The following is a 23,068-nucleotide window of genomic DNA, read 5'->3' on the forward strand; positions in this document are numbered from 1 at the left end:
TATTTTTATGCATATGCATATAATTGCGGTTTCAAATCGCTCTTTTCACTCGCTGCCGCTTGTAGAGATCGCCGTATAGCAGCTGCTCCAAGAGGCGGTCTGTTGCTCAATATCGCGTATTTGTTCGTTGACAGTTGAAGGAAGTTCAAAATATGATTTTGCAAATGATTTAAAGAAGCCCATAGGGCAAAGGGGTAACGACGATGGCCGAGCGATCATTTGCGCGCGAGGTCGAGGATCTGAAGCTCGGGGAAGGTGATGTCTTCCGCGGCGAGGGTATTCTCGCGATCACCAAGGCACTTCTGCAGTCCGGCGTATCCTATGTCGGCGGCTATCAGGGATCGCCGATTTCCCATCTCATGGACGTGCTGGCCGATGCCAAGGACGTGATGGAAGATCTCGGCGTCCACTTCGAGACGTCTGCATCGGAAGCGGCTGCCGCCGCCATGCTGTCGGCCTCCGTCATGTACCCGGTGCGCGGCGCCGTTACCTGGAAATCGACGGCGGGCACGAATGTTGCTTCCGACGCGCTTTCCAACCTGTCTTCGGGCGGTGTCACCGGCGGCGCGCTAATCATCATCGGCGAGGATTACGGCGAAGGCTCCTCGATCATGCAGGAGCGCAGCCATGCCTATGCGATGAAATCGCAGATGTGGTTGCTCAATCCACGCCCGAACCTGCCGTCGATCGTGCAGGCGGTCGAGGAAGGTTTCGAGCTTTCCGAGGCTTCCAATACGCCCGTCATGCTGCAGGTCGGCATCCGCAGCTGTCATGTGCATGGCCAGTTCGTCGCCAAGGACAACAAGCGGCCGGCCTATACGCTGAAGCAGGCACTCGAAAATCCGGTTCGCGATGTCAACCGCATCGTACTGCCGCCCGCCTCCTTCCTGCATGAGAAGGAGAAGCTGGAGAAACGCTGGCCGGCCGCTGTCGACTTCATCAAGAAGCGCCAGCTCAACGAATATTTTGGTCCTTCCGAAGGCGAAGTCGGCATCATCCTGCTCGGCGGCGCCTACAATGGCGTCATGCGTGCGCTGCAGCAGCTCGGTCTTGCAGACGTCTACGGCAATTCCGCTGTGCCGCTATACGTTCTCAATGTCGCCTATCCGCTGATCGACGATCAGATGGCCGAGTTCTGCGCCAACAAGAAAGCCGTGCTGCTGGTCGAGGAGGGGGCGCCCGAATATATCGAGCAGTCGCTCAACACGATCCTGCGCCGCCGGGATATACAGACCAAGGTCTCCGGCAAGGATGTCTTGCCGATGGGCGGCGAATATACCGCACCGGTCCTGATGAAGGGCATCAAGAATTTCCTGGAGATCCATCAGCGCGTGTTGCTCGGCAACCAGCCACCGCTGCCGGATCCGACGCCTATCCTCAACGATCCCAAGATCAAGGCATTGGCGGAAGTCGTGCCGCCGCGGCCGCCGGGCTTCTGCATCGGCTGTCCCGAGCGGCCGATCTTCGCGGCGATGAAGATGGTGGAAGGTGAACTCGGCCAGCATCACATCTCCGGCGATATCGGCTGTCACCTGTTCTCGATCCTGCCGCCCTTCAATCTGGGCAGCACCACCATGGGCTACGGGCTCGGGCCCGCGGCTGCTTCGGCCTTCAACGTGGCCGCCGACAAGCGCGCGATCTCGGTCATGGGCGACGGCGGTTTCTGGCATAATGGCCTGGCGACATCAGTCGGCAATGCGGTCTTCAATAAGCAGGATGGCGTCATCCTCGTCGTCGACAATTACTATTCTGCGGCGACCGGCGGTCAGGACATACCGTCCTCGCGCGCCCTCAATCCGCGCCGCAAGACCAACAATTCCATCGTCAATGCGGTCAAGGGCATCGGCGCGACCTGGGTGCGCCAGATCGACCGCACCTATGATGTCGCCAAGATGCGCGACACGCTGCGCGAGGCGCTGACATCGAAGGAACCGGGGCCGAAGATCATCGTCGCCTCCTCGGAATGTATGCTCAACAAGCAGCGTCGCGTGAAGCCGCTATTTGCCAAGGCCGTGAAAGACGGCAAGCGCATGGTCAAGGAGCGCTTCGGCGTAGACGAAGATGTCTGCACCGGCGATCACGCCTGCATCCGTCTTTCCGGCTGCCCATCACTATCGGTCAAGCATACCGACGATCCGCTGAAGGACGATCCGGTGGCGGCGATCGACAATAATTGCGTCGGCTGCGGCAATTGCGGCGAGGTTTCGGAGGCTGCGGTGCTCTGTCCGTCCTTCTACCGCGCCGATATCATTCACAACCCGACGGGTTGGGACCGCTTCGTCGCCCGCCTGCGTTCCCGCGTCATCGGCTGGCTGCAGGCGCGTCGCCGCGCCGGCCGCATCGTCTTCGCAGATTGAGAGGGCGATATGAACGAGCATGTGAGCATGAGTGACCTCGGCGCCAACAGACTTTCCACGGACAAACCGCTGTCGCTTGCCGTTCTTGCCATGGGCGGACAGGGCGGTGGCGTGCTGGCCGACTGGATCGTCGGCCTTGCAGAAGCCGAGGGATGGATGGCGCAGACGACATCCGTGCCCGGCGTGGCGCAGCGTACGGGTGCGACGATCTACTACATCGAGATGCTGCCAGCCCGCGATGGCCATGCGCCGATCTTCTCGCTGATGCCGACCCCCGGCGATGTCGATGTCGTCATGGCGGCCGAACTGATGGAGGCCGGTCGTTCCGTGCTGCGCGGCCTGGTCACCCCGGACAAGACCGTGCTGATTGCTTCGACGCATCGCTCCTTTGCTGTGGGCGAGAAGGAGAAGCCGGGCGATGGCATCGGCAACCCGGAGGTCGTGGTCGACGCTACGGATTTTGCCGCCAAACGCACGATCGCCTTTGACATGGAGACACTCGCGGTCAAGAACGGCAGTGTGATTTCCGCATCCATGTTTGGCGCGCTGGCCGGTTCCGGTGCGCTTCCTTTCGCAAAGCAGGCTTTCGAGGCGATGATTCGCGCCGGCGGCAAGGGCATCGAGCCGAGCCTCAAAGCGTTCAATGCTGCTTTCGACAGGGTCAAGGAAAAACCGCGCGACGCTGTTTCCGCAACTCCGCCGAAGCATTTCGACACTTTGCCGGAGACGGCCGGCCACCCGGCACTCGACCGGCTGGTCAATCGCATCCGCGCGGAGTTTCCTGAAGTGGCCCATCCGCTGCTGTTTGCCGGTGCCAAGCGACTGACCGACTATCAGGATCCGGCCTATGCCGACGAATATCTAAGCCGCGTTGCAGCGCTTCATGCGCTGGACCGTAAAGCAGGCGGTGCAACCAAGGACTTCGCCTTCACCGTCCAGGCGGCAAAATATGTCGCCGTTGCCATGGCCTATGACGATGTCATTCGCGTTGCCGATCTGAAAGTGCGCGGTTCGCGCTTTGAGCGCGTGCGCAAGGAGGTCGGCGCCAAGGACGACCAGCTCGTCTACATGACCGAATACATGCATCCGCGCATGGACGAAGTCTGCGGCACCATGCCGAAGGGCATGGGCCTGTGGATCGAGAACCGTCCGCGCCTGTTCGAGCGGCTCGACCGTTTCGTCAACAAGGGCCGGCGCGTTCAGACCGGCACGCTGTTCTGGTTCCTCGGCCTCTACATGGTCTCCGGGCTGCGCCGTATTCGTCGCGGCACCCTGCGCCATTCGCGTGAGGTCGAGCATCGTGAGGCCTGGCTGACCGCAGCATCCAATCTGCTGACCGCGAATTACGATCTGGCCGTCGAGGTGCTTGGCAATCGCCGCCTCGTCAAAGGCTATTCCGATACGCATGTGCGCGGCCTGTCGAAGTTCGATCGCGTCATGTCTGCGCTGCCGTTGCTGCGTGACCGTGAAGACGGCGCTGCCTGGATGAAGCGGTTGCGGCAGGCGGCGCTCCTCGATGAAAAGGGTAGCGCTCTCGACGGCGCGCTGAAGACCGTAGAGACACTCTGACACGTTCAGACCAATTGAACGGGGCGGGTATTCCGCCCCGTGCGTCCTCGGGATGCAGACAATATCGGCCAAGACCGATACTTTCCAAAAGGGAACCATTGCATGGACAGTCTTCGAAATGGCGTTGCGAGGGACCCTTCTGGTCCTCGCGGCGGAGAGATCTCGCATGCCAAAAGCCTCGTCGTCGTGCTTATCTGCTGGCTGGCGATTTTCGCCGAAGGATATGATGTCGGTGTCCTCGGTGCCATTCTGCCGGCGCTCTCCACCGACAATGTCTGGCATCTCTCGCCGCTGCAGCTCGGAGCGATGGGCAGCTATACCGTCTTCGGCATGCTTGTTGGCGGCATTGTCGTCGGCACGCTCAGCGAACTCTATGGCCGCAAGCCGATGTTTCTCGCATGTCTCTCGCTCTTTGCCGTCTGCACGGCGCTCACCGCCTGGTCGCCGACACCGACATGGTTCGGCGTCAGTCGCGTTGCCGCCGGTCTTGGCCTTGGGGGTATCATTCCGCTCGCGGCGGCGCTGACCATCGAGTATTCGCCGGCAGCGAAGAAGAACCTTAATTACGGCATCATGTATTCGGGCTATTCGCTCGGTCTTTTCGCCGCTGCGCTCGTCGGCAGATGGTTGCTGCCGGATCATGGATGGCGGCCGGTCGTTCTGGTGGGTGCACTGCCGGTTCTGTTCGTGCCCGTCATGGCGTGGTTGCTGCCTGAATCCCTCGATTTCCTTGTGGCGCGGGGACGAAGCGAGAAGGCGAAACGTCTGGCCGCCAGGCTTGGCGTTTCCGTTCCGGCGAGAAATGCGCCGCGGGAAAGGAGCCTCGGCTGGCGCGCTGTACTGGGCGAGATTTTCTCGCCGCGAAATGCCTTTGCCACCGCCTGCTTCTGGATTGCGCTGTTCATGGGGCTGCTCCTGGTCTACGGGCTGGCTCAATGGCTGCCGCAGATCATGCGCAAGAGCGGCTACGATCTCGGCGACAGCCTGCTGTTTCTGGCGGTTTTCAGCTTCACCTCGGCAATCGGCGGTATCGTGCTTGGTCAATGGGCGGATCGTTTCGGCGTGCGGCTGACCGTGACGCTGTCCTATCTGCTCGGCGCCGTCGGTATCGCGCTTCTCGCCTTCAAAGGCTCCATCTGGTTGAACTATACGGTCGTCGCCATCGCCGGTTTCGGCACGGTATCTGCATCGCTGATCCTCACCGGCTATCTGGCTGCCTACCTGCAGCCCTTCGTGCGAGCCGCCGGCACCGGCTGGGCGCTGAGCTTCTCGCGCATCGGCGCGCTTTCCGGGCCGCTTATGGGCGGATATATCGCCAGCCTGAATGTCGGTCCGGAGTGGAATTTCTACGTCTTCGCCATCATTGCCGCCATCGCGGCACTGGCGACGGCGCTCATTCCCAACAAGCGATGATCTGATCTAAGCGGGCCTTTTGGCCCGCTCTATCTTATTGTCTTTTAAGCATTCCGGACGGAAAACCGCTACGCACTTTTCCTGGAAATGCTCTAGATCTCGTGCTTGCGGATGTTGTGCAGAACCTTGTGCAGGGTCGAGATGAAGCCGCGATACTCGGCTTCGTCGACGCCGTCGAACATCTGCAGGAACAGGTCGTACATGGTCGGCCACACCTTCTCGAAGGCGGCACGACCTTCCTCTGTGATGGAGACGTCGCGGATGCGCATGTCCTCGACACGCGGCTGGCGGCGGATGTAGCCCTGCTGTTCGAGCGAATCCAGTGTGCGGCTCATCGTCGACTGTTCGGTGACGGCAAAAACGGAGAGCTCGTTGATGGTGAGGCTGGCCGAGACGCACAGAACGGCGAGCGTTCGCATCTTGGCGGTCGTCATGTCGTATTCGCGCAGCTCTTCGGAAAGATTGGCATTCCAGCGGGCCATCAGCCGGTTCATCAGGTAGGGCGCGAAGTGGTTGAGGCCGATTTCGCCCATGGTGGGGCGTTTGGCGTTCTCATCCTGCTTGCGCCTCAAAACGGTGCCTGAAAACCGTTCCTCCATCGACGATGCTCCCTAGGAAACCTGTTACTTCAGCGATGATGCGAGCAGGAAGCCGGAGCCTCCGCCGAGACCTGGACCGGGATGTGCCGAAGCGCCGATGTGGTACAGGCCTGATATGTGGGTGCGGTGGTTAACAGATGACTTGAATGGACGCCAGATGAAAAACTGGTCGAGGCCGCAATAGCCGCCGTAGGGGTCGCCGCCGACGAGATTCATGTTCATCGCCTCCAGATCGCCCGGAGAATAGGATCGCCGCGCCAGCTTTATCTTCGAGAAATTCTCGATATGGCTCGATAGTATCGCTTCGATGCGGTCGGCATAGCGCTCGCGAACCTCTTCCGTCCAGCGGCCGTCCTCCGGCGTTGCGATCTCGCCTGCGGCATCGCCCTTGATGTGGCGCGGTGCTTCGGGGAGCTGCAGCCAGAGGATCGATTTACCTTCAGGCGCACGGCTGGGGTCCAGCGCGACCGGTTGGCCGACGCAAATCGTGGGTTCGGCGGGCAGCAGCCCGCGCTCGCATTCGTTGGCAGAGCGGGAGACGCCGTCGAGGCCGGAGGTCAGATGCAGCAGCGCGACCTTGCCGAGTTCGGCATCGGCTTTCCAGCGCGGCGGCTCCGATAAGGCGTAATGGATCTGCATGTCGCCCTTGCCGTACCGGTAATTGGCAACTCCCGATTTCACCTCTGCCGGCATTGGGTCCGGCCAATCGCCCATCAGCCTGTCGTAGAGCTGGTTGGGTGTCACTGAGCAGATCACTCCCGCCTTTGCGTGCAATGTCTCGCCGCCGGCGAGCCGCACACCGTCTGCACGGCGGTTAGGCCCCGGAATGATGCTCGCCACGTCGGCATTGACGCGGATTTCGCCGCCATTATCGGCGATCAGACGCTCGAAGGCGGTCAACAGGGTTGCGGCGCCACCCTTGACGATGGGCGCGCCGGCAAGCTCAATGGCGAAGCCGATCACCTTCAACATCTCGGCGGAATAGGCGCTTTCCGGCCCGAGACCGCAATGCAGGACCCAGGGCGCCCAGAGCGCATGAATGTCCTCGGACTTGTAATTGGCTTCGAGGTAGCCGCGAGCGGGCGTCAGCGCGTCGCCAAACCAGGCTGCGAGTTTGCGCAGGCCCCGGCTCCAGCCTTGCTTCCCGACTGCCTTCAGGGTTGATCCCGACCACAGCGCCCCGCCGAGAAGGGAAAACAGGAACGGCGCATCGGCGGCAAGCGCCTCCATCTCGCGAGAGAAGGTTTGCCCGTCGCCGAGCGACAGCTCGTCGAAGGTGGCGATGTTTCGGCGCCTGTCCTTGGAAAAGATGACATGCGAACCATCGGGCCGCAGCACGCCCGTCGGAAGATCGGCATGGGCGAATTCCAGCCCACGCGCCTCAAGATCCTTGCCGATGGCACCATAGGCCGGCGAGGTGAGGAACAGCACCATGGTTGTCGCCATGACGTCGTGGATAAAGCCGGGCTCGGTGATCTCCTCGGTACGCAGGCAACCGCCGATGCGGTCGTTGCGCTCGAGGACGAGCACCCTGTGGCCCTTTTTGCCGAGCATAGCGGCTGCGACAAGCGCATTTATGCCGCTGCCGACGATAATGTAGTCATAATCGCCCATTGCCGTTGCCCCTCATAGGCAAGATAGTTGGAAAGGAGGAGCCCGCCCCCGGACTCCCGCCTTTCCAGCCTATCATGCAATCAACGCAAGCGCACGAACCGGCGAGCCGGTGCCCTTGACGAACTTGAGCGGAGCGGCGATCAGCACGGCACCCTTGGCCGGAAGCTGATCGAGATTGGAGAGGCTGGCGAGGCCATAACGGTTCGCCTTGTGCATGAGATTGTGTGCCGGGAAGGGCGGGTTCATGCCGCCGGCCGAACCGGCGTCGGTGCCGATCGTTTCCTGACCCCAGCCGATGATGCCCTTGGTCACCAGATATTCGATTGCTTCGGCCGTCGGGCCGGGGGAGTGCGGGCCATTTTCATCGGCGTTCAGGAAGGTCTCGGTGGAGCCGTTGCGCTTGTACCAGTCGGTACGCAGCAGCACCCAGCTGCCGGCTTCGATGGCGCCATGCTGCGCTTCCCATTCCTTGATGCTGTCGACCGTCAGCAGATAGTCAGGATTGGCAGCAGCTTCCTTGGAGCGGTCGATGACATTGACCGGTGCCACGAAATTCTGCGGCGGAATGGTATCCGTCGTGTTGTTCGGATTGTCCTTGCCGGTGATCCAGTGACAGGGTGCATCGAAATGCGTGCCGGTATGTTCGCCGAGTTCCAGCCAGTTCCAGGCCCAGAAGGGACCGTCCTGGTTGTATTCGGAAATCGTGTGGACCTTGACGTTCGGCGTGTTCTTGCCGAACTGCGGCGGAAGATAGAGGACCGGGGTTTCCGGGCCGAGCGGCGCCGTGAGGTCGACGACCTTGACGGCACCCGAAATCAGGGCGGAGGCCAGGCTGGCGAGTGTAGTGGCAGTCATGATAACGTTCCCTTCGTTGTCGCAGGAACTCGTGCAAAGAGCCGCTTGGCGGGACTTCTGACGGGATCTAGCGTGAATCCATTTTTCGCCGGACGCGGGGTGCCTTTCCTCTGAGCACTTGGTCCACGCAGCGGCGGAATGTGGGGAGCCTATGTCACAATATATGATATTGCAAGCATTCCGGCGCGGGCCAAGTGTCCAAAATTGACCCTTTCGAGCTGCCTCTTGGGTTTTGTTAAGTCGCTGTAAATAAAAACAAATCATCCTGTGATAATAGCGAATGCTCTCTTTGGTTGCTTCCGCGTAAGAAATTCGCGTCAATAAATGCTTGAAGCTTAAAGCTCAAGATGTATGCATGTGACAATAATAATAACCGACGAATGAGGGGCAGACGATGAGCTATGATGCGATCATAGTGGGGGCCGGCCATAACGGTCTTGCGGCGGCGGTGCATCTGGCGGCGAAGGGCTGGAAGGTTGCCGTCATCGAGGGCAATGCGGAGCCGGGTGGCGCGGTCAAAACCCGGGAGGTGACGCTGCCGGGCTTTAGGCACGATCTTTGCGCCATGAACCTTTCCATGTTCGCCGGCTCCGCCTTTTTTGCGCAGTACAAGGACGAGCTTTCGGCTGCGGGCTTGGGCTTCGTGGCGGCAGCCGATTGCTTTGCCAGCGTCTTCCGGGATGGCACCTATCTTGGCGTCAGCACCGATCTGGAAAAGACCGCGGGCGCCATTGCCGACATATCGCCCCAGGACGCCGCCGCCTGGCGTCATATGCTCTCGGAGTTCGGGGCGGATGCCCCGCATATCTTCGGTCTCCTTGGATCTCCGATGCCGTCGATAACAGCCGCAAAGGTGGTCTGGAAAGCCTGGCGGCAGAAAGGCACCGGCTGGCTTTACGATACGGCACGCATGTTGTTTGCCTCACCGCGCGATTTTCTCGATGCGCGTTTCCAGAATACCAAGCTGAAGACGATGATGGCGGCCTGGGGATTGCATCTCGATTTTGCACCCGATGTCGCTGGCGGCGCGCTGTTTCCCTATCTCGAATCCATGGCCAATCAGGCCTTCGGCATGGTCATCGGCAAGGGCGGAGCCGATACGATCATCAAGGCGATGGCCGCCGTGCTGAAGAGCAAGGGCGGCGAGCTGATGCTCGGCACTCGGGTCGACAAGATCGTAACATCAGGTGGCAAAGCGACCGGCGTCGTCCTCGCTGATGGGCGGCGCTATGAAGCGAAGCGCGCCGTTATCGCCAATGTCCATCCGCAGCTTCTTTTCGGCAAGCTTCTCAATCAGGATTCGTCGCGGCAGGCGTTTGACAACAAAGTCTCACGCTTCCGGGCCGGCCCCGGCACGATGATGATTCATCTGGCGCTATCGAGCCTTCCCGATTGGACGGCAGGCAAAGCGCTGCAGAACTTCGCCTACGTCCATATCGCGCCGGATCTCGAAATGATGTCCCGTTGCTATGCCGAGGCGATGGGCGGCTTGCTGCCTGTTGAACCCGCTTTGGTGATTGGCCAACCCACTGCAATCGATCCCTCGCGTGCGCCCTCCGGTCAGCATACGCTCTGGATACAGGTGCGCGTTTTGCCGGCGGAATTCCGCGGCGATGCGGCGGGTCAAATTACCGGCGATAGCTGGGACGCAATCAAGGAGGCCTATGCGGAGCGCGTCCTCGATATCGCCGAACGCTATGCGCCGGGTCTGCGCGGCAAGATATTGGGACGGTCGGTGTTCTCGCCGGTTGATCTCGAACGTGAGAACCCGAACCTCGTCGGCGGCGACAATCTCTCCGGCAGCCACCATCTCGACCAGAACTTCCTGTTTCGTCCCGTTGCCGGCTACTCGCGCTACAAGACGCCTGTGGGATCTCTGTTCATGTGCGGGGCCTCCACATGGCCGGGCGCGGGAACGGGAGCCGGCTCCGGTTTCATGTTGGGGAAAATGCTGGCGAAGTGACCGCCATATGACTTGACGCCCAAACCTTTGACATTTCAAATATCGTTCCCTAAAGCATTTCCAGGAAAAGTGCGCAGCGGTTTTCCGTCCGGAATGCGGTATGCAACGAGAAGACGCAGCATTTCCGCTTTGCGAAGAAAAGCGGAAATGCTCGGGATCGCTTATCTGAGTGATGCGGAACGATAGACCGAGGCAACGTCATGACAGAGTCTGAGAGTGCAACCGTTGACTTGGAGATCATCGTTCAAGGAGCGCAGGAAGGTAAAAAGCTGGAACTGCGGCTCTGGCTGCGGATGCTGTCGACCACGAAGCTGATCTCGCAAGAAATCCGCCGCCGGCTGCGCAACGAGTTCGGCGCGACGTTGCCCCAATTCGACCTGATGGCGCAGCTCTATCGCGAACGCGATGGTCTGCGTCTCGGCGAGCTTTCCAAGCGCACCATGGTTACCAACGGTAATGTCACGGGCCTGGTCGAACGGCTTGAGACGGACGGGCTGGTGCTGCGCGTTACGCCTGATGGTGACCGGCGCGTGACCGTCGCGAAGCTGACGGACAGAGGGGTGACGTTGTTTGGCGCCATGGCAGCCGCCCATGAAGGCTGGCTGCGCGATATGATGGCGGATGTCGATCCCGCCATCGTCACCGAGCTCTGGCAGGACATCGGTGCGGTAAAGACGTCGGTCAGCAACCATCTGTCCGGCAGCGACTTCGACTGACGACGGTTTCAGCGGCCCAGCGTCTCTCTGAAACGCCAGGCCGCTCCCCTCTATTGTCTTCGGATGATTCCGCGCGAAACCGCCATGTGCGTTTCGTTGAGGTGCCTAGAGCATGTCGGGCAAAAGTGTGCAGCGGTTTTTGCGACTACGACATGCGGGAAATCAAAGAGCTAAAGCGCATGAAGCGAATCTTAGAGATCGCGACGCGCTTTAGCGGGCGCGCTCGCTCTTGAACTTCTTTTCGAGCACGCTCACCAGACGGACCATCGGCCAGAGCAGTATGACGTAGATCACCGCTGCCATGATAAGCGGCGAGGGGTTGGCGTAGAGCCCTTGCGCGTTCTGCCCTTCTTTCAGCAGCTCCGGCAGCGCCACGGTTGAGGCAAGCGACGTATCCTTGAACATGGAGACGCAGTTGCTCGTCGTCGGCGGGATAACGATACGGACCGCCTGCGGCAGCACGACCTTGTAGAGCGTGATCAGGAAAGGAATGCCAAGGGCGGCTGCGGCCTCGAACTGGCCGCGCGGCACGCTCTCGATACCCGAGCGGAAGACTTCGGCGGAGTAGGCCGCCAGTACGATGGAAAAGCCAATGATCGCCGACCACCAGGCCGAGAGGCTGATGCCGACGAAAGGCAGTGCGTAGTAGATCAGGATCAGCACGACCAGCATCGGCATGGCGCGCATGATGTCGATATAGGCGATCATCAGCAGCTGGATCGGCTTTGGCGCATAGAGGCGGATCAGGCTGACGATGAGGCCGCCGGTCACGCCGATCACGATGCTGACCACGCCGAGCGCAATGGTCATCCAGAGCCCGCGCAGCAATTGCGGGAAGGCCGAGATCATGACGTCGGAATTGAAGAAGGTATCGACGAAAGACATTGGCACTCCCGTGTGCAAGACGAAGACAAGATTGTTCAGCACATTTCTGCATTAAAAGAACCGCAGAAATGCCCTATCTCTTTGTTTTTACGCAACTCCGGACGCAAGGGTGCTTCGCACTTCTTGCTGAAATTGCTCGTTTATCTACGCCGGTCGTTGCGACCGGCGTAGCTTACTTTGATGATGATCTTTTGATCACGCCTTGGGGATAGGCAATTCGGTGACGGTGGAGGAGCCAGCCGGTGCCTTGCCGCCGAACCACTTCTCGTGGATCTTGTCCAGCGTGCCATCCTTCTTCATCGCGGTGATGGCATCGTTGATCTTGGCGACGAGCGGCGAATCCTTGGTCATCATCAGGCCGTACTGTTCGCCGGTCTTGATGCGATCCTTGATGGCGAAGCCCTTGGTCTTGACGAACAGATACTGCATGCCGGGGATATCGCTGACGACGGCGTCGATGCGGCCTGCGCCGAGATCGAGGAACATGTCCTGCTGCGAGTTGTAGCCCTTGACGTCGGCAAAGCCCTGAGCAGCCTTGTTGTCGTTGACCCACTTTTCCCCGGTCGAGCCGGAGAGTACGCCGACGACCGCGCCCTTGAGATCGGCGAGTGCCTTGATCGAGCTGCCTTCCTTGGTGGCGACGCCCATGTCGGAATCATAGTAGGGCTGGGTGAAGGACTGAGATTTCAGGCGTTCCGGCGTGATCGTGATCGACGAAATCGCCACATCGATGCGTTTAGAGCTCGTTGCCGCGAACAGGGCCTGGAAGCCGTAGTCGGCGATGTTGGTCGTCATGCCCGCGCGCTTGGCCGCTTCGTTGACGACATCCACTTCGAAGCCTTCGAAGCCGCCATTGGCGGTCTTGTATTCGAAGGGTGGGTTGTTGGGATAGGAACCGACGTTCAAGACATCGGCGGCATAGGCGAAATGGCTTCCACCGGCCAGGCCGACGGCGGTCGCTAGGACCAGTAGACTGCGACGAGTTATATGCATTTTCTTGGTCTCCCTCTGGTTATGGTTGCGGGCTTTCCTCTTACCCGCGGGTATTTCCCGTCCGCCCATGCGGGCGCCCGTCTCATGTCATCGCATCGACCATGCGGTCGAGGGCGAGGCGCATCTGTTCGGTTTCGCGGAAAGTGCACATGCGCAGGAAAGCGCGGGACGACTCTCCGAAATGATATCCGGGCGCCAGGCCAACGCGGGCTGTCTCCAGAATGCGTTCGCAAAGCGCGGTCGCATCTGGCTCTCCCTGCAGCGCGAAGAAAGCATACATGCCGCCGCGCGGCTTTTCCGGCAGTATCATGCCCGGTATCTTCGGCAACTTTTCATAGGCCAGGTCGAGGCCGGCCTTGATGCGGCCGCGGATCTCTGAAATCAGCGGCTCGCCTTCACGCAATGCCGCCGCTGCACCGGCCTGGACCATCGCCGAAGTGCCGCTGTTGACATATTGCGTCATCGCGCCGAGCTGGTCGGCGACGGCAGACGGATGCGTCAGCCAGCCGACACGCCAGCCGGTCATCGCCCACGCCTTCGAGAAGCTGTTGATCGCGATCACGCGATCGCCATCCTCGGCCACCTGCAGGATCGAAGGGGCGATGTCGCCGTCGAAATAGAGGCGGGCGTAAACCTCGTCCGAGATGATCCAGATGCCGGTGCGGCGGCTGAAATCGAGCAGCGCCTGCATCTCCTCGCGAGAGGCCGTCCAGCCCGTGGGATTGGAGGGTGTCGAGAGGAAGATGGCGCGCGTGCGCGCATCGCAGCGAGCAAAGAGCTTGTCGAGATCGAGGCGCCAGTCGGTATCGAAATCGAGAGAGACCGGACGCGGCTCGCCGCCGATCAGGTGGATGGCGTTGTGGATGTTCGGCCATTGCGGCGCGACGTAGACGACGTTGGTGCCGACGTCGACCAGCAGCTCAAGCGCCATATAGAGCGCCTGCATGCCGCCGGGAGCGACGGTGGTGCGCTCGATCGGGATCGGACGTTCATGCAAGCGCGTCTGGTAATCCGACAGCGCTTCGTTCAGCGTCTGCAGCCCGCGCATGTTCGGGACATAGAAGGTCGCGCCGTCATCCAGCGCCTTCTTTGCGGCATCGCGAATGAAGGCGGGCGTCACGATGTCGCCTTCACCGAACCAGAGCGGAATGACGCCGCCGAGTTCCCGGGCGCGCTTGGCGAGCACGGCAATATTGTCGGTGCGCATGTCACGAATCTGGGCGCGGATGCCTTCGAGAGCATCGCGGCCCGTGATCGTGTTCGGCAGGTTATGCTGCGGCAGAAGAGACAAGAAATTTCCCCTGGGAATCCGGTGTTGAAGAGACGAAACGATTGCTGAAACTCATGCCTCGATTGCCCTTCATTTTCGAATGGTTATCCAAAAACCAATGCATTTCAAGGCTAAAGTTTAAGCTTAAAAAGTCTACATTCCTGCCCGAGCCGGCAGTGGCTTCCGCCGGGCGTAAGGCTTTGGAATAAATCATTTTTCTCTCGCCTCCAAGCCGCCGCCCGACTTCTTTGCATCGATGACGCCGGCAGCCATGCTGGCGCCGAGAAACATCGTATCGCTTGCGAGAATGAAGAAGCTTATGCCCGCTTGCGACCATGCCGCGACATCATCCGGTGTCGGCCGGAAAATGCCGACCGCGCGACCGGCTGAAAGGACAGTTTTGGTGATGGTGCGGATGGCGGCGTCAAGCTTGTCCTTTCCGGCCGGTCCCATCGCGTCGATCGAGACCGAAAGATCGCCGGGGCCGATGAAAATCAGGTCGATACCCTCGACGGCGGCGATATCGGCGATGTTGGCCAGTCCTTCGGCCGTCTCCACCTGAATGGCAAGCACGAGCTCGGCATTGGCTTTGGCGAGGTAGTCAGGGATGCGATAGCCGTAAGCGGCAGCACGGCCCGGGCCGACGCCGCGAACGCCGAGTGGCGGATAGCGTGTGGCCTTCACGGCGGCGCGGGCCTGCTCCGCTGTCGACACGCGGGGGATGAGAACGCCGGTAGCCCCGGCATCCAATACGGCTGCGATATCTTCAGCCGCATGTCCGGGCACACGAACCATGGCCGGAACGTGATGGACGTCGGCGGCGCGGATCAAATCCTCGATGCGCTCGCGGCTGATCTGCGAATGCTCCCAGTCGATGCAGAGGAAATCGACGCCGGAGGCTGCCGTCACTTCGATGGCGACAGGATGCGGAATGGCGGCAAAGGTGCCGACAAGCAGCTTGCGCTCGATACAGTTCCGGCGGAAATCGCTCATCCTCTTCCTCACACTTCAATGGTCCCCTCGACGAGGGATAGACCGAAACGACCTAGCTGCGAAGCGACATTCTTTTTTGAGCATCAGGTTGCTTTCGACGCGCTGCCGATCGGGCCGGCGGCGCGCAGGCATTGCGGTGGCGGTGTTGTTCGGGCGCCGCCACCGCTCACGGACACGACTTATTTGCGCCGTGCCATGATCTCGGTCAGGACCGCATCGAACCGCGCGATTTCCTCGACCTTGTTATAATGCACCAGTGACACGCGGATAGCGCCGGTTTCCATCGAGAGACCCAGGCGCTTCATCAGGCGCGGTGCGAACATATGACCGTCGCGCAGGCCGATGCGCTCCTTGCCCATCTCGGAGGCGAATTCCTGCGGCGTGATGCCAGGCATGTTGAAGCAGATCGTGGGAACGCGCTGGTCGAGACGGTTTTCGTCGGAGATGCCATAAATAACGGCGCCGTGGCGCTTGAGGACGGCGATCATCTCGCGCGACAGCATCAACTCGTATTGGCGGATCGCCCCCATGGCAGCGGCGAGCGCCTGACGGCGGCTGTGGTCGCCGTTCGGCAGGAAGCGGCGGCCGAGGCCTTCGAGGTATTTCACCGCGGCATTCATGCCGGCGACGTTTTCATAGGTGAAGGTGCCGACTTCGATCTTGTAGGGCGGCACGTCCGGAATGAAGTCTTCCTTGAATGTGGGAAGCTTGACCAGCGCGTCGTAGCGACCCCAGAGGAAGCCCATGTGCGGCGAGAAGTTCTTGTAGCCGGAGCAGACGAGATAGTCGCAGCCCCAGGCCTGCACGTCGATCAGACCGTGCGGGCCGTAGTGGACACAATCGAGGAAGGTTTCGGCACCGGCAGCCGCCGCCAGTTTGCAGACAGCGGCGACATCGACGATCGTGCCGATCGAATGCGCCGTGACGGTGCAGGCGACGAGACGGGTCTTGTCGTTGAGCAGCGGCTTCAGATCTTCCACATGCAGCGTGCCGTCCTCGCGCATCCGCCACCAGACGATCTTGGCACCGTCGCCTTCCAGCGCCATCCAGGTAGCGATGTTGGCGTCGTGATCCATGTCGGTGACGACGATTTCGTTGCGCTCGCTGAGCAGCTTGGCGATGCCGAGGCTCACCAGGCGGATGAAGGAGGTGGCATTCTGGCCGAAGGAGATTTCTTCCGGACGATAGGCATTGACCAGCATGGCAACGCTTTCGCGCGCCTCATCCAGATTGCGGTCGACGCCCTGGCTGTGCTGGTATTTCGCCATGCGCTGGACGTTGAAATCGATCAGGTGATTGGCAACCGCGTCCACCACCGTCTGCGGAACCTGCGCACCGCCTGCATTGTCGAGAAAGACGAAATCGCCGGCCTTCTGGATGGCCGGGAACATGGCGCGGACCTCGTCGACCGGGAAGCTGTTATGGCCGGCGAATTGCGATGCGGAAGCGGCGGAGCTCATGGGGATCTCGCTCTGGATATTGGGTTGAAATCTCTAGTTTGATCATTTGATCACAAAATACTTTAAGGTTCAATCAAATTTCTCAATCTCGCTTCCGAAGCTTAGCGGCGCCCCGCGCCGGAGCCCTTGCGCGGCTCTTCCTGTGTGGCCGGGCAATAATCCTGCAGGATTTCGTGGGTGCGTCTGATATCGGCGACGACGCCATCGCGCGCGGCGGCAAAATCACCGGCTTTCAGCGCCTTGACGATCGCGACGTGCTCGCCGGCAGGATCAAGCTGGCCGCTGCGCATTAAAGGCTCCACCGAGGCGGAGAGCATGCGCATGTAGGGGCCGAAGCGCAGCCAAAGGGTTTCGATCAATTGCAGCAGCACCTCGGAACCGGAGGCGCTGTAGATGGTGAAATGGAACTGCTGGTTCTTGGCCATCAGGTCGTAGACGTTGGCACCGAGGCCGATGACATGCTGTTCGCCGGCGATGCGTTCCAGCGTTGCGATATCAGTCGCGGTGAGGTTCGGCAAGCCGAGTTCGGCGGCAAGGCCCTCCACTGCGATGCGGGCGCGGCAGAGATCGTCCAGCCGCGCGAGCGTGACGATCGGAATCCTAGCCGAGCCGTTGGCGGCGACTTCGAGGGCATTTTCTGCCGCGAGCCGGCGCAGAGCCTCGCGAACCGGCATGTTGCTTGTGCCGAAGGTTTCTGCGAGCGAGGCGATGGTCAGGCTCTGGCCGGGATCGAAATTGCCTGCCATCAGCGCATTCCGGAGCTGCTGATAGACGCTCTCCTGGATCGTCGTTCTGGAGGACACCGGTTCCAGGGCTATGCGCACGCTTGCTTCCTTTTCGCTTCTGCGGACTCGTTCATCGTAGAACGAAGGGCGGGCGAAAGGAAAGGGGCCTCGGAATTGGGATCAGGCTTCCTCCGTCTCCCAGCTCGTCCGATCGGACGCCTCCGCCATCGCCGGAGCTTTTCGTAACCCCAGGCCGACGCCGATGAGGGCCAGGGCGCCGCCGATGGCATGATAGGAATGCAGCTCCTCGCCAAGCAGCATCCAAGCCAATGCCGCCACGATGATGGGCAGGAGATTGATCAACAGCGAGGCACGGCTTGCTCCCAGTCGATGGATGCCGATCATCCAGCAGAAGGGAGCGATAAGCGAGGTCGGGATCGCTGCATAAAGAATGAGGGGCAGATTTGTTGTTGTGACGGGCGAGATGTCGCCCATCAGGAAGACAGGGATCAGCAACACGGTCGAAAAAGCGATTTGCCAGAAGAGCTGCTGCCACATGGGCAGCGGCATCGCCCAGCGTCTCAGCATGACGCCGTAGAGCGCATTTGAGAGAACGGCGATGATCATCAGGCCGTCGCCGATATGAAAACCGCCGTTGATTAACATCATCGGGTCGCCTCGGGATGTCAGGTAGACGAGCCCGATCAGGGAAATGCCGCCGCCGGCGACGCTTGCCACAGTCAGTCTTTCACCCGCGAAGAGGCCGGCAAGCACAGTCGACAGCAGTGGCATGAGGGCGAGCATCACCCCCATGTTCACCGCTGATGTCGTCTTCGCCGCCTCGTAGGCAAGGCTCTGATAGATCACCATGCCCAGCGCACCGAGTGCGGCGAGCTTGAGCCAGTGCTCGCGCAGAGCAGCCCTGTCGCGCCAAGCCGCGCGGCCGACGAAGGGCAGGAGCACGAGGAAGGCGAGCAGCCAACGATAGAAGGAGATGGAGCCGGGTGAAATGACGCCGGCAGATGCCTTGGTGACGACCGTATTGCCTGACCAGATCAGAACCGTCAGTAGCGGCGCCAAACCGGCAGTGCTGGCGATGGATGCGGTTGAGTTCGACTGGTTGTTCATTGAACAGTCTCCGACGTCGTTCTGGCTTGGCTGCGAAACAAAGGAGTGGCGGATAGCTCTCGCTATCGTGATGCTCTTCTACCTTTTGTCCGAATTGTGGTATATAACGAGATTAGGACAATGAGTGATGAAATGAGGACATGCCAGACAGGCTTCCACGTATCGAGGGTGATCCGCCGAATCCCGTTTCCTTTCGGACGGAGAACTACGGGGCTGGCACGGTCTTTCCCCGAAAGAGCCAGCCATGGGGCGAGTTCAACTATGCCCTTGCCGGCGTCTGCGAATTCGACATTCAAGGCGTGCCCTATCTGTCGCCGCCGCATTATGCCATCTGGCTGCCGCCGGACACCATGCATGGTGCGCGCAATCAACACGATCTGCGTTATGTCACCGTCTATGTCGAACGCGCGCTCTGTGCGGATTTGCCCGATAAGCCGACGACCCTGAGCATCAGCCCGTTGCTGAAGGCCATCCTCGCGGATTTCGCGGCGCGGGACATCACCGTGCCGGACACGGCCGAGGATCTACGGCTTGCGCAGGTTCTGGTGGATCAGATTCGACTGGCGCCCGGGTGTGAAAACTACCTGCCTTTCTCCGACGATCCGTTGCTCGGTCCCGTGCTCAGCGCATTGCAGGCCGATCCCGGCGACCGGCACTCGCTCAGCGAATGGGCACGCCAGATGGGCACGACCGAACGGACCTTGTCGCGCCGATGCCAGGACGACCTTGGCCTCTCTTTCAACGAATGGCGTCAACGATCGAAGCTGGTTGCCGCGCTATCGATGATCGAAGCCGGCGAGCCGGTGCAGCGGATTGCCTCCCGGCTGGGCTATAGCAACGCCTCCGCCTTCATCGCGATGTTTCGCCGGCTGACGGGTACGAGCCCGACGCAGATGCGATAGCGCATTCATGACTCGATCAGCATGACATCGAGCGCGCGCAGTTGTTCCGGATCGGCTATCGCATCGACCGCTGTGACCAGATTATCCTCATTGAGCGTGAAGCGAAGCGCGATGCGGAGCTGTCCGCCGATCACCACCACGGCGCCAACGGCGCCATTGATGACGGCTGCGCAAGCTGCCTGCGCGCGGCCATTGAAGGTCGCGGCGACGGCAGTGCGTCCATGAATATCTCCGACAGATCCCATGCGGGCAGCAATGGCATCAGGACGGAAGATCGCTTCGGGATCGAGTACGGCGAGGAGCGCCTGCATGTCGCCTATGCGGGACGCCGTCAGAAAGGCGTCGACTACATGGCGTTGCCGCGTGAGGTCTGCCTCCGTTGTCGACGGCGTATCCTGCACGCGACGGCGGGCGCGGCTCGCAAGCTGGCGCGTCGCAACCGTGGTGCGGCCGAGGATCGGGGCGATGTCGTCGAAAGACACATCGAACATGTCGTGTAAAACGAAGGCGAGCCGCTCGGCTGGATTGAGCTTTTCCAGAACGACCAGCAAGGCGAGGCCGACTGAATCGGCCAGCAATGCATCCTGTTCGGGATCGGTGCCGTTTCCGGCCTCGTGTACCACCATCGGCTCAGGAACATGGATCGTCAGCGGCTCCTCGCGGCGCGATTTGCGTGCGCGCAGCAAGTCGAGGCAGATGCGCGCGGTGACCGTCGTCAGCCAGCCGCTGAGGTTTTCGACATCGGTGGTGTCGCTTCTGACCAGGCGGAGCCATGCTTCCTGTACCGCATCCTCAGCCTCGGTGCGCGAGCCGAGCATGCGATAAGCAACGGCGCGCAGATGCGGCCGGTTCGCCTCGAATTTCTCTGCCTGCCACTTTTTTTCGTCCATCGGTCACATTCCCTCATCGTGTTCCGTCAGACCTATGACGAACGAAATCCGGCCGGTGTGACAGCGGATCGGCAGGAAAGTGCATCGTCTGAACGAGAGCCGCAACAGCGCTCTCAAAAACAGAGGAAAGAAACAATGCAAGCTCGCATGAAGAACCCAGCTCTCGTCTTGCCCGAAACGCTCCAGGCGCTTCTGGCCGTCAGCAATTCCCTCAAAGATCGTGGCCTCTCGGAAAGCACCATGGACCTCGTGCATCTGCGCGTCAGCCAGATCAACGGCTGCAGCGTCTGCACCGATATGGGCTTTCGCAAGCTGCAGAAGGCGGGTGAGACGATGGAGCGTATCGTCGGCGTGTCCGCCTGGCGTGAAATGCCATATTTTTCGGACGCCGAGCGTGCGGCGCTCGCGCTGGGGGAGGCTGTCACGCGGCTTGCCGACCGGCCCGATGCCGTTACCGACGAGATCTGGAATGAAGCTACCAGGCACTACGACGAAAAGGCGGTCTCTGCCCTGATCGTCGCGATTGCCCTCGACAATGTCTGGAACCGGCTCAATTCGACGGTCCGTCAGCCGGCGGGCGCCTCCTGGAATTGAGGGCTGCCGGCGCAATCCATCTCCCCGCTCGGGGAGAAGGCGACGCTTTGGTTTCAGGCTTCTCCGACCCGCGCGGTCACCAGAAGCTTCGCCAGCCAGTCCACGAAAACGCGCACCTTGTTGCTGAGGTGGCGGTTGGGCGGGTAGACGATGTGCATGGGCAGAACGGGTCGCGTCCAGCCGGCAAGGACGGGGACGAGCGCGCCGCTGGCGAGCGCGTCCCGGACCATGAAGCTTGGAACCTGTGCGATGCCAAGCCCCTGCAACGCCGCCTGGACGTAGCTGCGGCTGTCGTTGACGGAGAGGATGTAGCGTGGAGTGATCTCCAGCGACTCGTTCCCACGCTCGAAGCTGAAAGGGACCGTCCGGCCGGTTTGCGCGCGGAAATAGCTGACCGCATGGTGATTGATCTCGAGATCCTCCGGTCGTTCCGGAATGCCGTTCCTCTCGATATAGAGAGGGGCGGCGCAGGTCACGAGATGGATTTCGCCGACGCGGCGGGCGATCAGCGACTGGTCGCTCGGCATGCCGGCGCGAAGCGCACAGTCGACATTCTCGGCCAGATAGTCGACGAGTCGATCGCCGACGCCGAGGTCGATATGGATATCGGGGTAGCGCTGATGGAAGTCGCAGAGTGCCGGCATGACGATCCGCTCGGCAAAGGCGCCGGCCATTTCGACGCGCAGGCGGCCGCTCGGCAGACTTTGCGAATTGCTGATGCTGCCGTCCAGTTCCTCGATTTCGGAGAGGATCTGAATGGCGCGCTCGTAATAGAGTGCGCCGTCCGTCGTCACCATGACACGCCGGGTCGTCCGGTTCAGGAGCTTGGCGTGAAGATGGGCCTCAAGCGACTGGATGAGCGTCGTCACCGTCGCCTTCGGCATGGAAAGGGCTGCGGCGGCGCGGGTAAAATTCCCCGTCTCCACCACGCGTGCGAATGCCCGCATTGCTGATAGTTGGTCCATTCCATGATGTCCCTCGACCACAAAATGAAGAGGTCGATTGTTTGTAATTGTGAATAGTCTGATCGAATATAGGCTACTTATTCTCAGAACGGAATAACGATATGTTGTTTCCATGATTGTTGCAATGCGGCACGGGGCGCTCAAGACCGCATTATCGAGAATATGATTGCAAAGCGTGCTAGAGGGCTAGCTTGGTTTAGTCATGTTCATCCGAACAGATAGGATTTGGGTCGATGAGTGCGCCGTGGAAAGATGTTGTGCTGGAAAACGTGCCTACGGGGCCGGTGGCAGCTCGGATCTACAACGGTGAAGGTTTGAAGAAGGCGGCACCCCTCGTGCTTTATCTGCACGGAGGCGCTTTTCTCGATACTTGCCATGCGACAGAGAGACCGGTGGCTGCAAGCCTCGCTGAGGCCGGCGCCATCGTGGTTGCGGCGGATTATACGAGCTGCAATCAGAATGCTTTTCCGAAGGTGTTGGAATGCGCCTACGGGATTTTTGCCTACCTCAGCAACAAGCGCAACATGCTTGCGCTGGGTGGGGCAAAGAAATCGCTGCTGTTTGTCGCCGGTGAGGAATCGGGTGGCAATGTTGCAGCGGGCGTCGCTTTAAAGGCGCGCGATCAGATACCCGGTTCGTTGGACGGACAGGTGCTGATATCGCCTTTGCTCGACCCCTTCATGGGATCGAAATCTTTCCTCCAGGCGGAGGAAAGCGGCATGCGCGAGCGCTGGACGGAAGGCTGGAACCGTTACCTGGGTTTCCTGGGCGGTGTCTGTCATCCCTATGCAGCGCCTCGATACTGTTCGCGGCTTTCGGGCCTCGCGCCGGCATTGGTGCTCACGGCCGAGGACGACCCGCTCCGCGACGAGAGCATGGAATACGGCAGTCGGCTGAAAGCGGCTGGCGTCCGTGTTCGCCAGCAAGTCCTTCCCGCCGGGACAGGCTGGCCCACCCTCTACGGCGGGCAGTCGAAAGACAGGCCTTCATGGCGACAGGACATATGCTGTTGTTTCAAGGGCTTTGTCGAAGACGTGCAGGCATGATCGACGGCAGCATTCCGGTCGCGAGGAAAGTCGCGGATTTGGACGGGGTGCCGAAACCAAGAACAGAGGCGATTTTCGCGCGCATAAGCCGCGCTTCGCACCCCTGACTGTATCGAGACAATAGGAATTTT

Annotated in this window: 21 protein-coding genes; 8 read left to right on the top strand and 13 right to left on the bottom strand. The window is 60.6% G+C overall.

Annotated features, from left to right (window positions below; genetic code table 11):
* Positions 1–203 precede the first annotated feature (203 nt).
* From ACIQJ2_RS09075 to ACIQJ2_RS09085, 3 genes are all read left to right on the top strand, one after another.
* Positions 204–2,357, top strand: coding sequence for a thiamine pyrophosphate-dependent enzyme (locus ACIQJ2_RS09075; RefSeq protein ID WP_400669756.1), 2,154 nt, complete (start codon positions 204–206; stop codon positions 2,355–2,357).
* Between the two features lie 9 nt (positions 2,358–2,366).
* A complete protein-coding gene (locus tag ACIQJ2_RS09080; protein WP_400669759.1) occupies positions 2,367–3,926 on the top strand; it encodes an indolepyruvate oxidoreductase subunit beta family protein in 1,560 nt (519 codons plus the stop codon).
* 102 nt (positions 3,927–4,028) lie between these two features.
* Entirely contained in the window at positions 4,029–5,339 is a 1,311-nt protein-coding gene (locus ACIQJ2_RS09085) for an MFS transporter (RefSeq protein ID WP_400669761.1), read from the top strand.
* A gap of 92 nt (positions 5,340–5,431) precedes the next feature.
* Here the strand turns inward: ACIQJ2_RS09085 and ACIQJ2_RS09090 are convergent, their stop codons facing one another.
* From ACIQJ2_RS09090 to ACIQJ2_RS09100, 3 genes are all read right to left on the bottom strand, one after another.
* Positions 5,432–5,938 carry a MarR family transcriptional regulator gene (locus ACIQJ2_RS09090; protein ID WP_199148092.1) on the bottom strand — a complete coding sequence of 169 codons (507 nt, stop codon included), beginning with the start codon at positions 5,936–5,938 and terminating at the stop codon, positions 5,432–5,434.
* 24 nt (positions 5,939–5,962) lie between these two features.
* Positions 5,963–7,552, bottom strand: coding sequence for a phytoene desaturase family protein (locus ACIQJ2_RS09095; RefSeq protein WP_400669764.1), 1,590 nt, complete (start codon positions 7,550–7,552; stop codon positions 5,963–5,965).
* Between the two features lie 72 nt (positions 7,553–7,624).
* The gene (locus ACIQJ2_RS09100; RefSeq protein ID WP_400669767.1) at positions 7,625–8,407 is read right to left on the bottom strand and encodes a cyclase family protein; all 783 of its coding nucleotides are present in this window, start codon (positions 8,405–8,407) and stop codon (positions 7,625–7,627) included.
* Between the two features lie 394 nt (positions 8,408–8,801).
* Here ACIQJ2_RS09100 and ACIQJ2_RS09105 point away from each other — a divergent pair, with 394 nt between their 5' ends.
* Positions 8,802–10,370 carry a phytoene desaturase family protein gene (locus tag ACIQJ2_RS09105; RefSeq protein ID WP_400669770.1) on the top strand — a complete coding sequence of 523 codons (1,569 nt, stop codon included), beginning with the start codon at positions 8,802–8,804 and terminating at the stop codon, positions 10,368–10,370.
* Positions 10,371–10,570: 200 nt separating this feature from the next.
* On the top strand, positions 10,571–11,086 hold the full coding sequence (locus ACIQJ2_RS09110) for a MarR family transcriptional regulator (RefSeq protein ID WP_199148096.1): 516 nt from the start codon (positions 10,571–10,573) through the stop codon (positions 11,084–11,086).
* Positions 11,087–11,296: 210 nt separating this feature from the next.
* On the opposite strand, the gene ACIQJ2_RS09115 is transcribed toward ACIQJ2_RS09110, so the two are convergent.
* From ACIQJ2_RS09115 to ACIQJ2_RS09150, 8 genes are all read right to left on the bottom strand, one after another.
* On the bottom strand, positions 11,297–11,971 hold the full coding sequence (locus ACIQJ2_RS09115; RefSeq protein ID WP_199148097.1) for an amino acid ABC transporter permease: 675 nt from the start codon (positions 11,969–11,971) through the stop codon (positions 11,297–11,299).
* Between the two features lie 195 nt (positions 11,972–12,166).
* A complete protein-coding gene (locus ACIQJ2_RS09120) occupies positions 12,167–12,964 on the bottom strand; it encodes an ABC transporter substrate-binding protein (RefSeq protein WP_400669774.1) in 798 nt (265 codons plus the stop codon).
* An 82-nt stretch (positions 12,965–13,046) separates the two neighbouring features.
* Positions 13,047–14,255 (bottom strand): pyridoxal phosphate-dependent aminotransferase, encoded by a 1,209-nt coding sequence (locus tag ACIQJ2_RS09125; protein ID WP_400669777.1) that lies wholly within the window; start codon positions 14,253–14,255, stop codon positions 13,047–13,049.
* Positions 14,233–14,448 (bottom strand): hypothetical protein, encoded by a 216-nt coding sequence (locus ACIQJ2_RS09130; RefSeq protein WP_400669779.1) that lies wholly within the window; start codon positions 14,446–14,448, stop codon positions 14,233–14,235. The genes ACIQJ2_RS09125 and ACIQJ2_RS09130 overlap by 23 nt, the downstream gene beginning before the upstream one ends.
* Positions 14,445–15,227, bottom strand: coding sequence for an HpcH/HpaI aldolase/citrate lyase family protein (locus ACIQJ2_RS09135; RefSeq protein ID WP_400669782.1), 783 nt, complete (start codon positions 15,225–15,227; stop codon positions 14,445–14,447). The genes ACIQJ2_RS09130 and ACIQJ2_RS09135 overlap by 4 nt, the downstream gene beginning before the upstream one ends.
* 179 nt (positions 15,228–15,406) lie before the next feature.
* Positions 15,407–16,687 carry a cysteine desulfurase-like protein gene (locus ACIQJ2_RS09140; protein ID WP_400669785.1) on the bottom strand — a complete coding sequence of 427 codons (1,281 nt, stop codon included), beginning with the start codon at positions 16,685–16,687 and terminating at the stop codon, positions 15,407–15,409.
* Positions 16,688–16,788: 101 nt separating this feature from the next.
* Positions 16,789–17,511, bottom strand: a complete 723-nt coding sequence (locus ACIQJ2_RS09145; RefSeq protein WP_400669788.1) for a GntR family transcriptional regulator — start codon at positions 17,509–17,511, stop codon at positions 16,789–16,791.
* An 81-nt stretch (positions 17,512–17,592) separates the two neighbouring features.
* Complete coding sequence (locus ACIQJ2_RS09150) at positions 17,593–18,540, bottom strand: DMT family transporter (RefSeq protein ID WP_400669791.1); 948 nt, start codon at positions 18,538–18,540, stop codon at positions 17,593–17,595.
* A 140-nt stretch (positions 18,541–18,680) separates the two neighbouring features.
* Between ACIQJ2_RS09150 and ACIQJ2_RS09155 the strand changes: the two genes are divergently transcribed.
* Positions 18,681–19,442 (top strand): AraC family transcriptional regulator, encoded by a 762-nt coding sequence (locus ACIQJ2_RS09155; RefSeq protein ID WP_400669793.1) that lies wholly within the window; start codon positions 18,681–18,683, stop codon positions 19,440–19,442.
* 5 nt (positions 19,443–19,447) lie between these two features.
* On the opposite strand, the gene ACIQJ2_RS09160 is transcribed toward ACIQJ2_RS09155, so the two are convergent.
* Positions 19,448–20,332, bottom strand: a complete 885-nt coding sequence (locus ACIQJ2_RS09160; RefSeq protein WP_400669795.1) for a sigma-70 family RNA polymerase sigma factor — start codon at positions 20,330–20,332, stop codon at positions 19,448–19,450.
* A gap of 135 nt (positions 20,333–20,467) precedes the next feature.
* On the opposite strand from ACIQJ2_RS09160, the gene ACIQJ2_RS09165 reads away from it, so the two are divergent.
* On the top strand, positions 20,468–20,926 hold the full coding sequence (locus tag ACIQJ2_RS09165; RefSeq protein ID WP_400669797.1) for a carboxymuconolactone decarboxylase family protein: 459 nt from the start codon (positions 20,468–20,470) through the stop codon (positions 20,924–20,926).
* A 53-nt stretch (positions 20,927–20,979) separates the two neighbouring features.
* On the opposite strand, the gene ACIQJ2_RS09170 is transcribed toward ACIQJ2_RS09165, so the two are convergent.
* Complete coding sequence (locus ACIQJ2_RS09170) at positions 20,980–21,891, bottom strand: LysR family transcriptional regulator (protein WP_199148021.1); 912 nt, start codon at positions 21,889–21,891, stop codon at positions 20,980–20,982.
* A gap of 233 nt (positions 21,892–22,124) precedes the next feature.
* On the opposite strand from ACIQJ2_RS09170, the gene ACIQJ2_RS09175 reads away from it, so the two are divergent.
* Positions 22,125–22,937 (top strand): alpha/beta hydrolase, encoded by an 813-nt coding sequence (locus ACIQJ2_RS09175; protein ID WP_199148020.1) that lies wholly within the window; start codon positions 22,125–22,127, stop codon positions 22,935–22,937.
* Positions 22,938–23,068 lie beyond the last annotated feature (131 nt).

Source organism: Rhizobium sp. NPDC092011, from assembly GCF_044756305.1.
GTDB lineage: Bacteria > Pseudomonadota > Alphaproteobacteria > Rhizobiales > Rhizobiaceae > Rhizobium.

What these genes read in the sequence shown, in the direction of transcription:
- ACIQJ2_RS09135 (WP_400669782.1), bottom strand. Translation starts at nt 15,227, where the DNA reads ATGAGCGATTTCCGCCGGAACTGTATCGAGCGCAAGCTGCTTGTCGGC.
- ACIQJ2_RS09150 (WP_400669791.1), bottom strand. Translation starts at nt 18,540, where the DNA reads ATGAACAACCAGTCGAACTCAACCGCATCCATCGCCAGCACTGCCGGT.
- ACIQJ2_RS09100 (WP_400669767.1), bottom strand. Translation starts at nt 8,407, where the DNA reads ATGACTGCCACTACACTCGCCAGCCTGGCCTCCGCCCTGATTTCGGGT.
- ACIQJ2_RS09130 (WP_400669779.1), bottom strand. Translation starts at nt 14,448, where the DNA reads ATGATTTATTCCAAAGCCTTACGCCCGGCGGAAGCCACTGCCGGCTCG.
- ACIQJ2_RS09170 (WP_199148021.1), bottom strand. Translation starts at nt 21,891, where the DNA reads ATGGACCAACTATCAGCAATGCGGGCATTCGCACGCGTGGTGGAGACG.
- ACIQJ2_RS09175 (WP_199148020.1), top strand. Translation starts at nt 22,125, where the DNA reads ATGAGTGCGCCGTGGAAAGATGTTGTGCTGGAAAACGTGCCTACGGGG.
- ACIQJ2_RS09165 (WP_400669797.1), top strand. Translation starts at nt 20,468, where the DNA reads ATGCAAGCTCGCATGAAGAACCCAGCTCTCGTCTTGCCCGAAACGCTC.
- ACIQJ2_RS09115 (WP_199148097.1), bottom strand. Translation starts at nt 11,971, where the DNA reads ATGTCTTTCGTCGATACCTTCTTCAATTCCGACGTCATGATCTCGGCC.
- ACIQJ2_RS09075 (WP_400669756.1), top strand. Translation starts at nt 204, where the DNA reads ATGGCCGAGCGATCATTTGCGCGCGAGGTCGAGGATCTGAAGCTCGGG.
- ACIQJ2_RS09140 (WP_400669785.1), bottom strand. Translation starts at nt 16,687, where the DNA reads ATGAGCTCCGCCGCTTCCGCATCGCAATTCGCCGGCCATAACAGCTTC.
- ACIQJ2_RS09160 (WP_400669795.1), bottom strand. Translation starts at nt 20,332, where the DNA reads ATGGACGAAAAAAAGTGGCAGGCAGAGAAATTCGAGGCGAACCGGCCG.
- ACIQJ2_RS09090 (WP_199148092.1), bottom strand. Translation starts at nt 5,938, where the DNA reads ATGGAGGAACGGTTTTCAGGCACCGTTTTGAGGCGCAAGCAGGATGAG.
- ACIQJ2_RS09120 (WP_400669774.1), bottom strand. Translation starts at nt 12,964, where the DNA reads ATGCATATAACTCGTCGCAGTCTACTGGTCCTAGCGACCGCCGTCGGC.
- ACIQJ2_RS09080 (WP_400669759.1), top strand. Translation starts at nt 2,367, where the DNA reads ATGAACGAGCATGTGAGCATGAGTGACCTCGGCGCCAACAGACTTTCC.
- ACIQJ2_RS09155 (WP_400669793.1), top strand. Translation starts at nt 18,681, where the DNA reads ATGCCAGACAGGCTTCCACGTATCGAGGGTGATCCGCCGAATCCCGTT.
- ACIQJ2_RS09105 (WP_400669770.1), top strand. Translation starts at nt 8,802, where the DNA reads ATGAGCTATGATGCGATCATAGTGGGGGCCGGCCATAACGGTCTTGCG.
- ACIQJ2_RS09095 (WP_400669764.1), bottom strand. Translation starts at nt 7,552, where the DNA reads ATGGGCGATTATGACTACATTATCGTCGGCAGCGGCATAAATGCGCTT.
- ACIQJ2_RS09110 (WP_199148096.1), top strand. Translation starts at nt 10,571, where the DNA reads ATGACAGAGTCTGAGAGTGCAACCGTTGACTTGGAGATCATCGTTCAA.
- ACIQJ2_RS09085 (WP_400669761.1), top strand. Translation starts at nt 4,029, where the DNA reads ATGGACAGTCTTCGAAATGGCGTTGCGAGGGACCCTTCTGGTCCTCGC.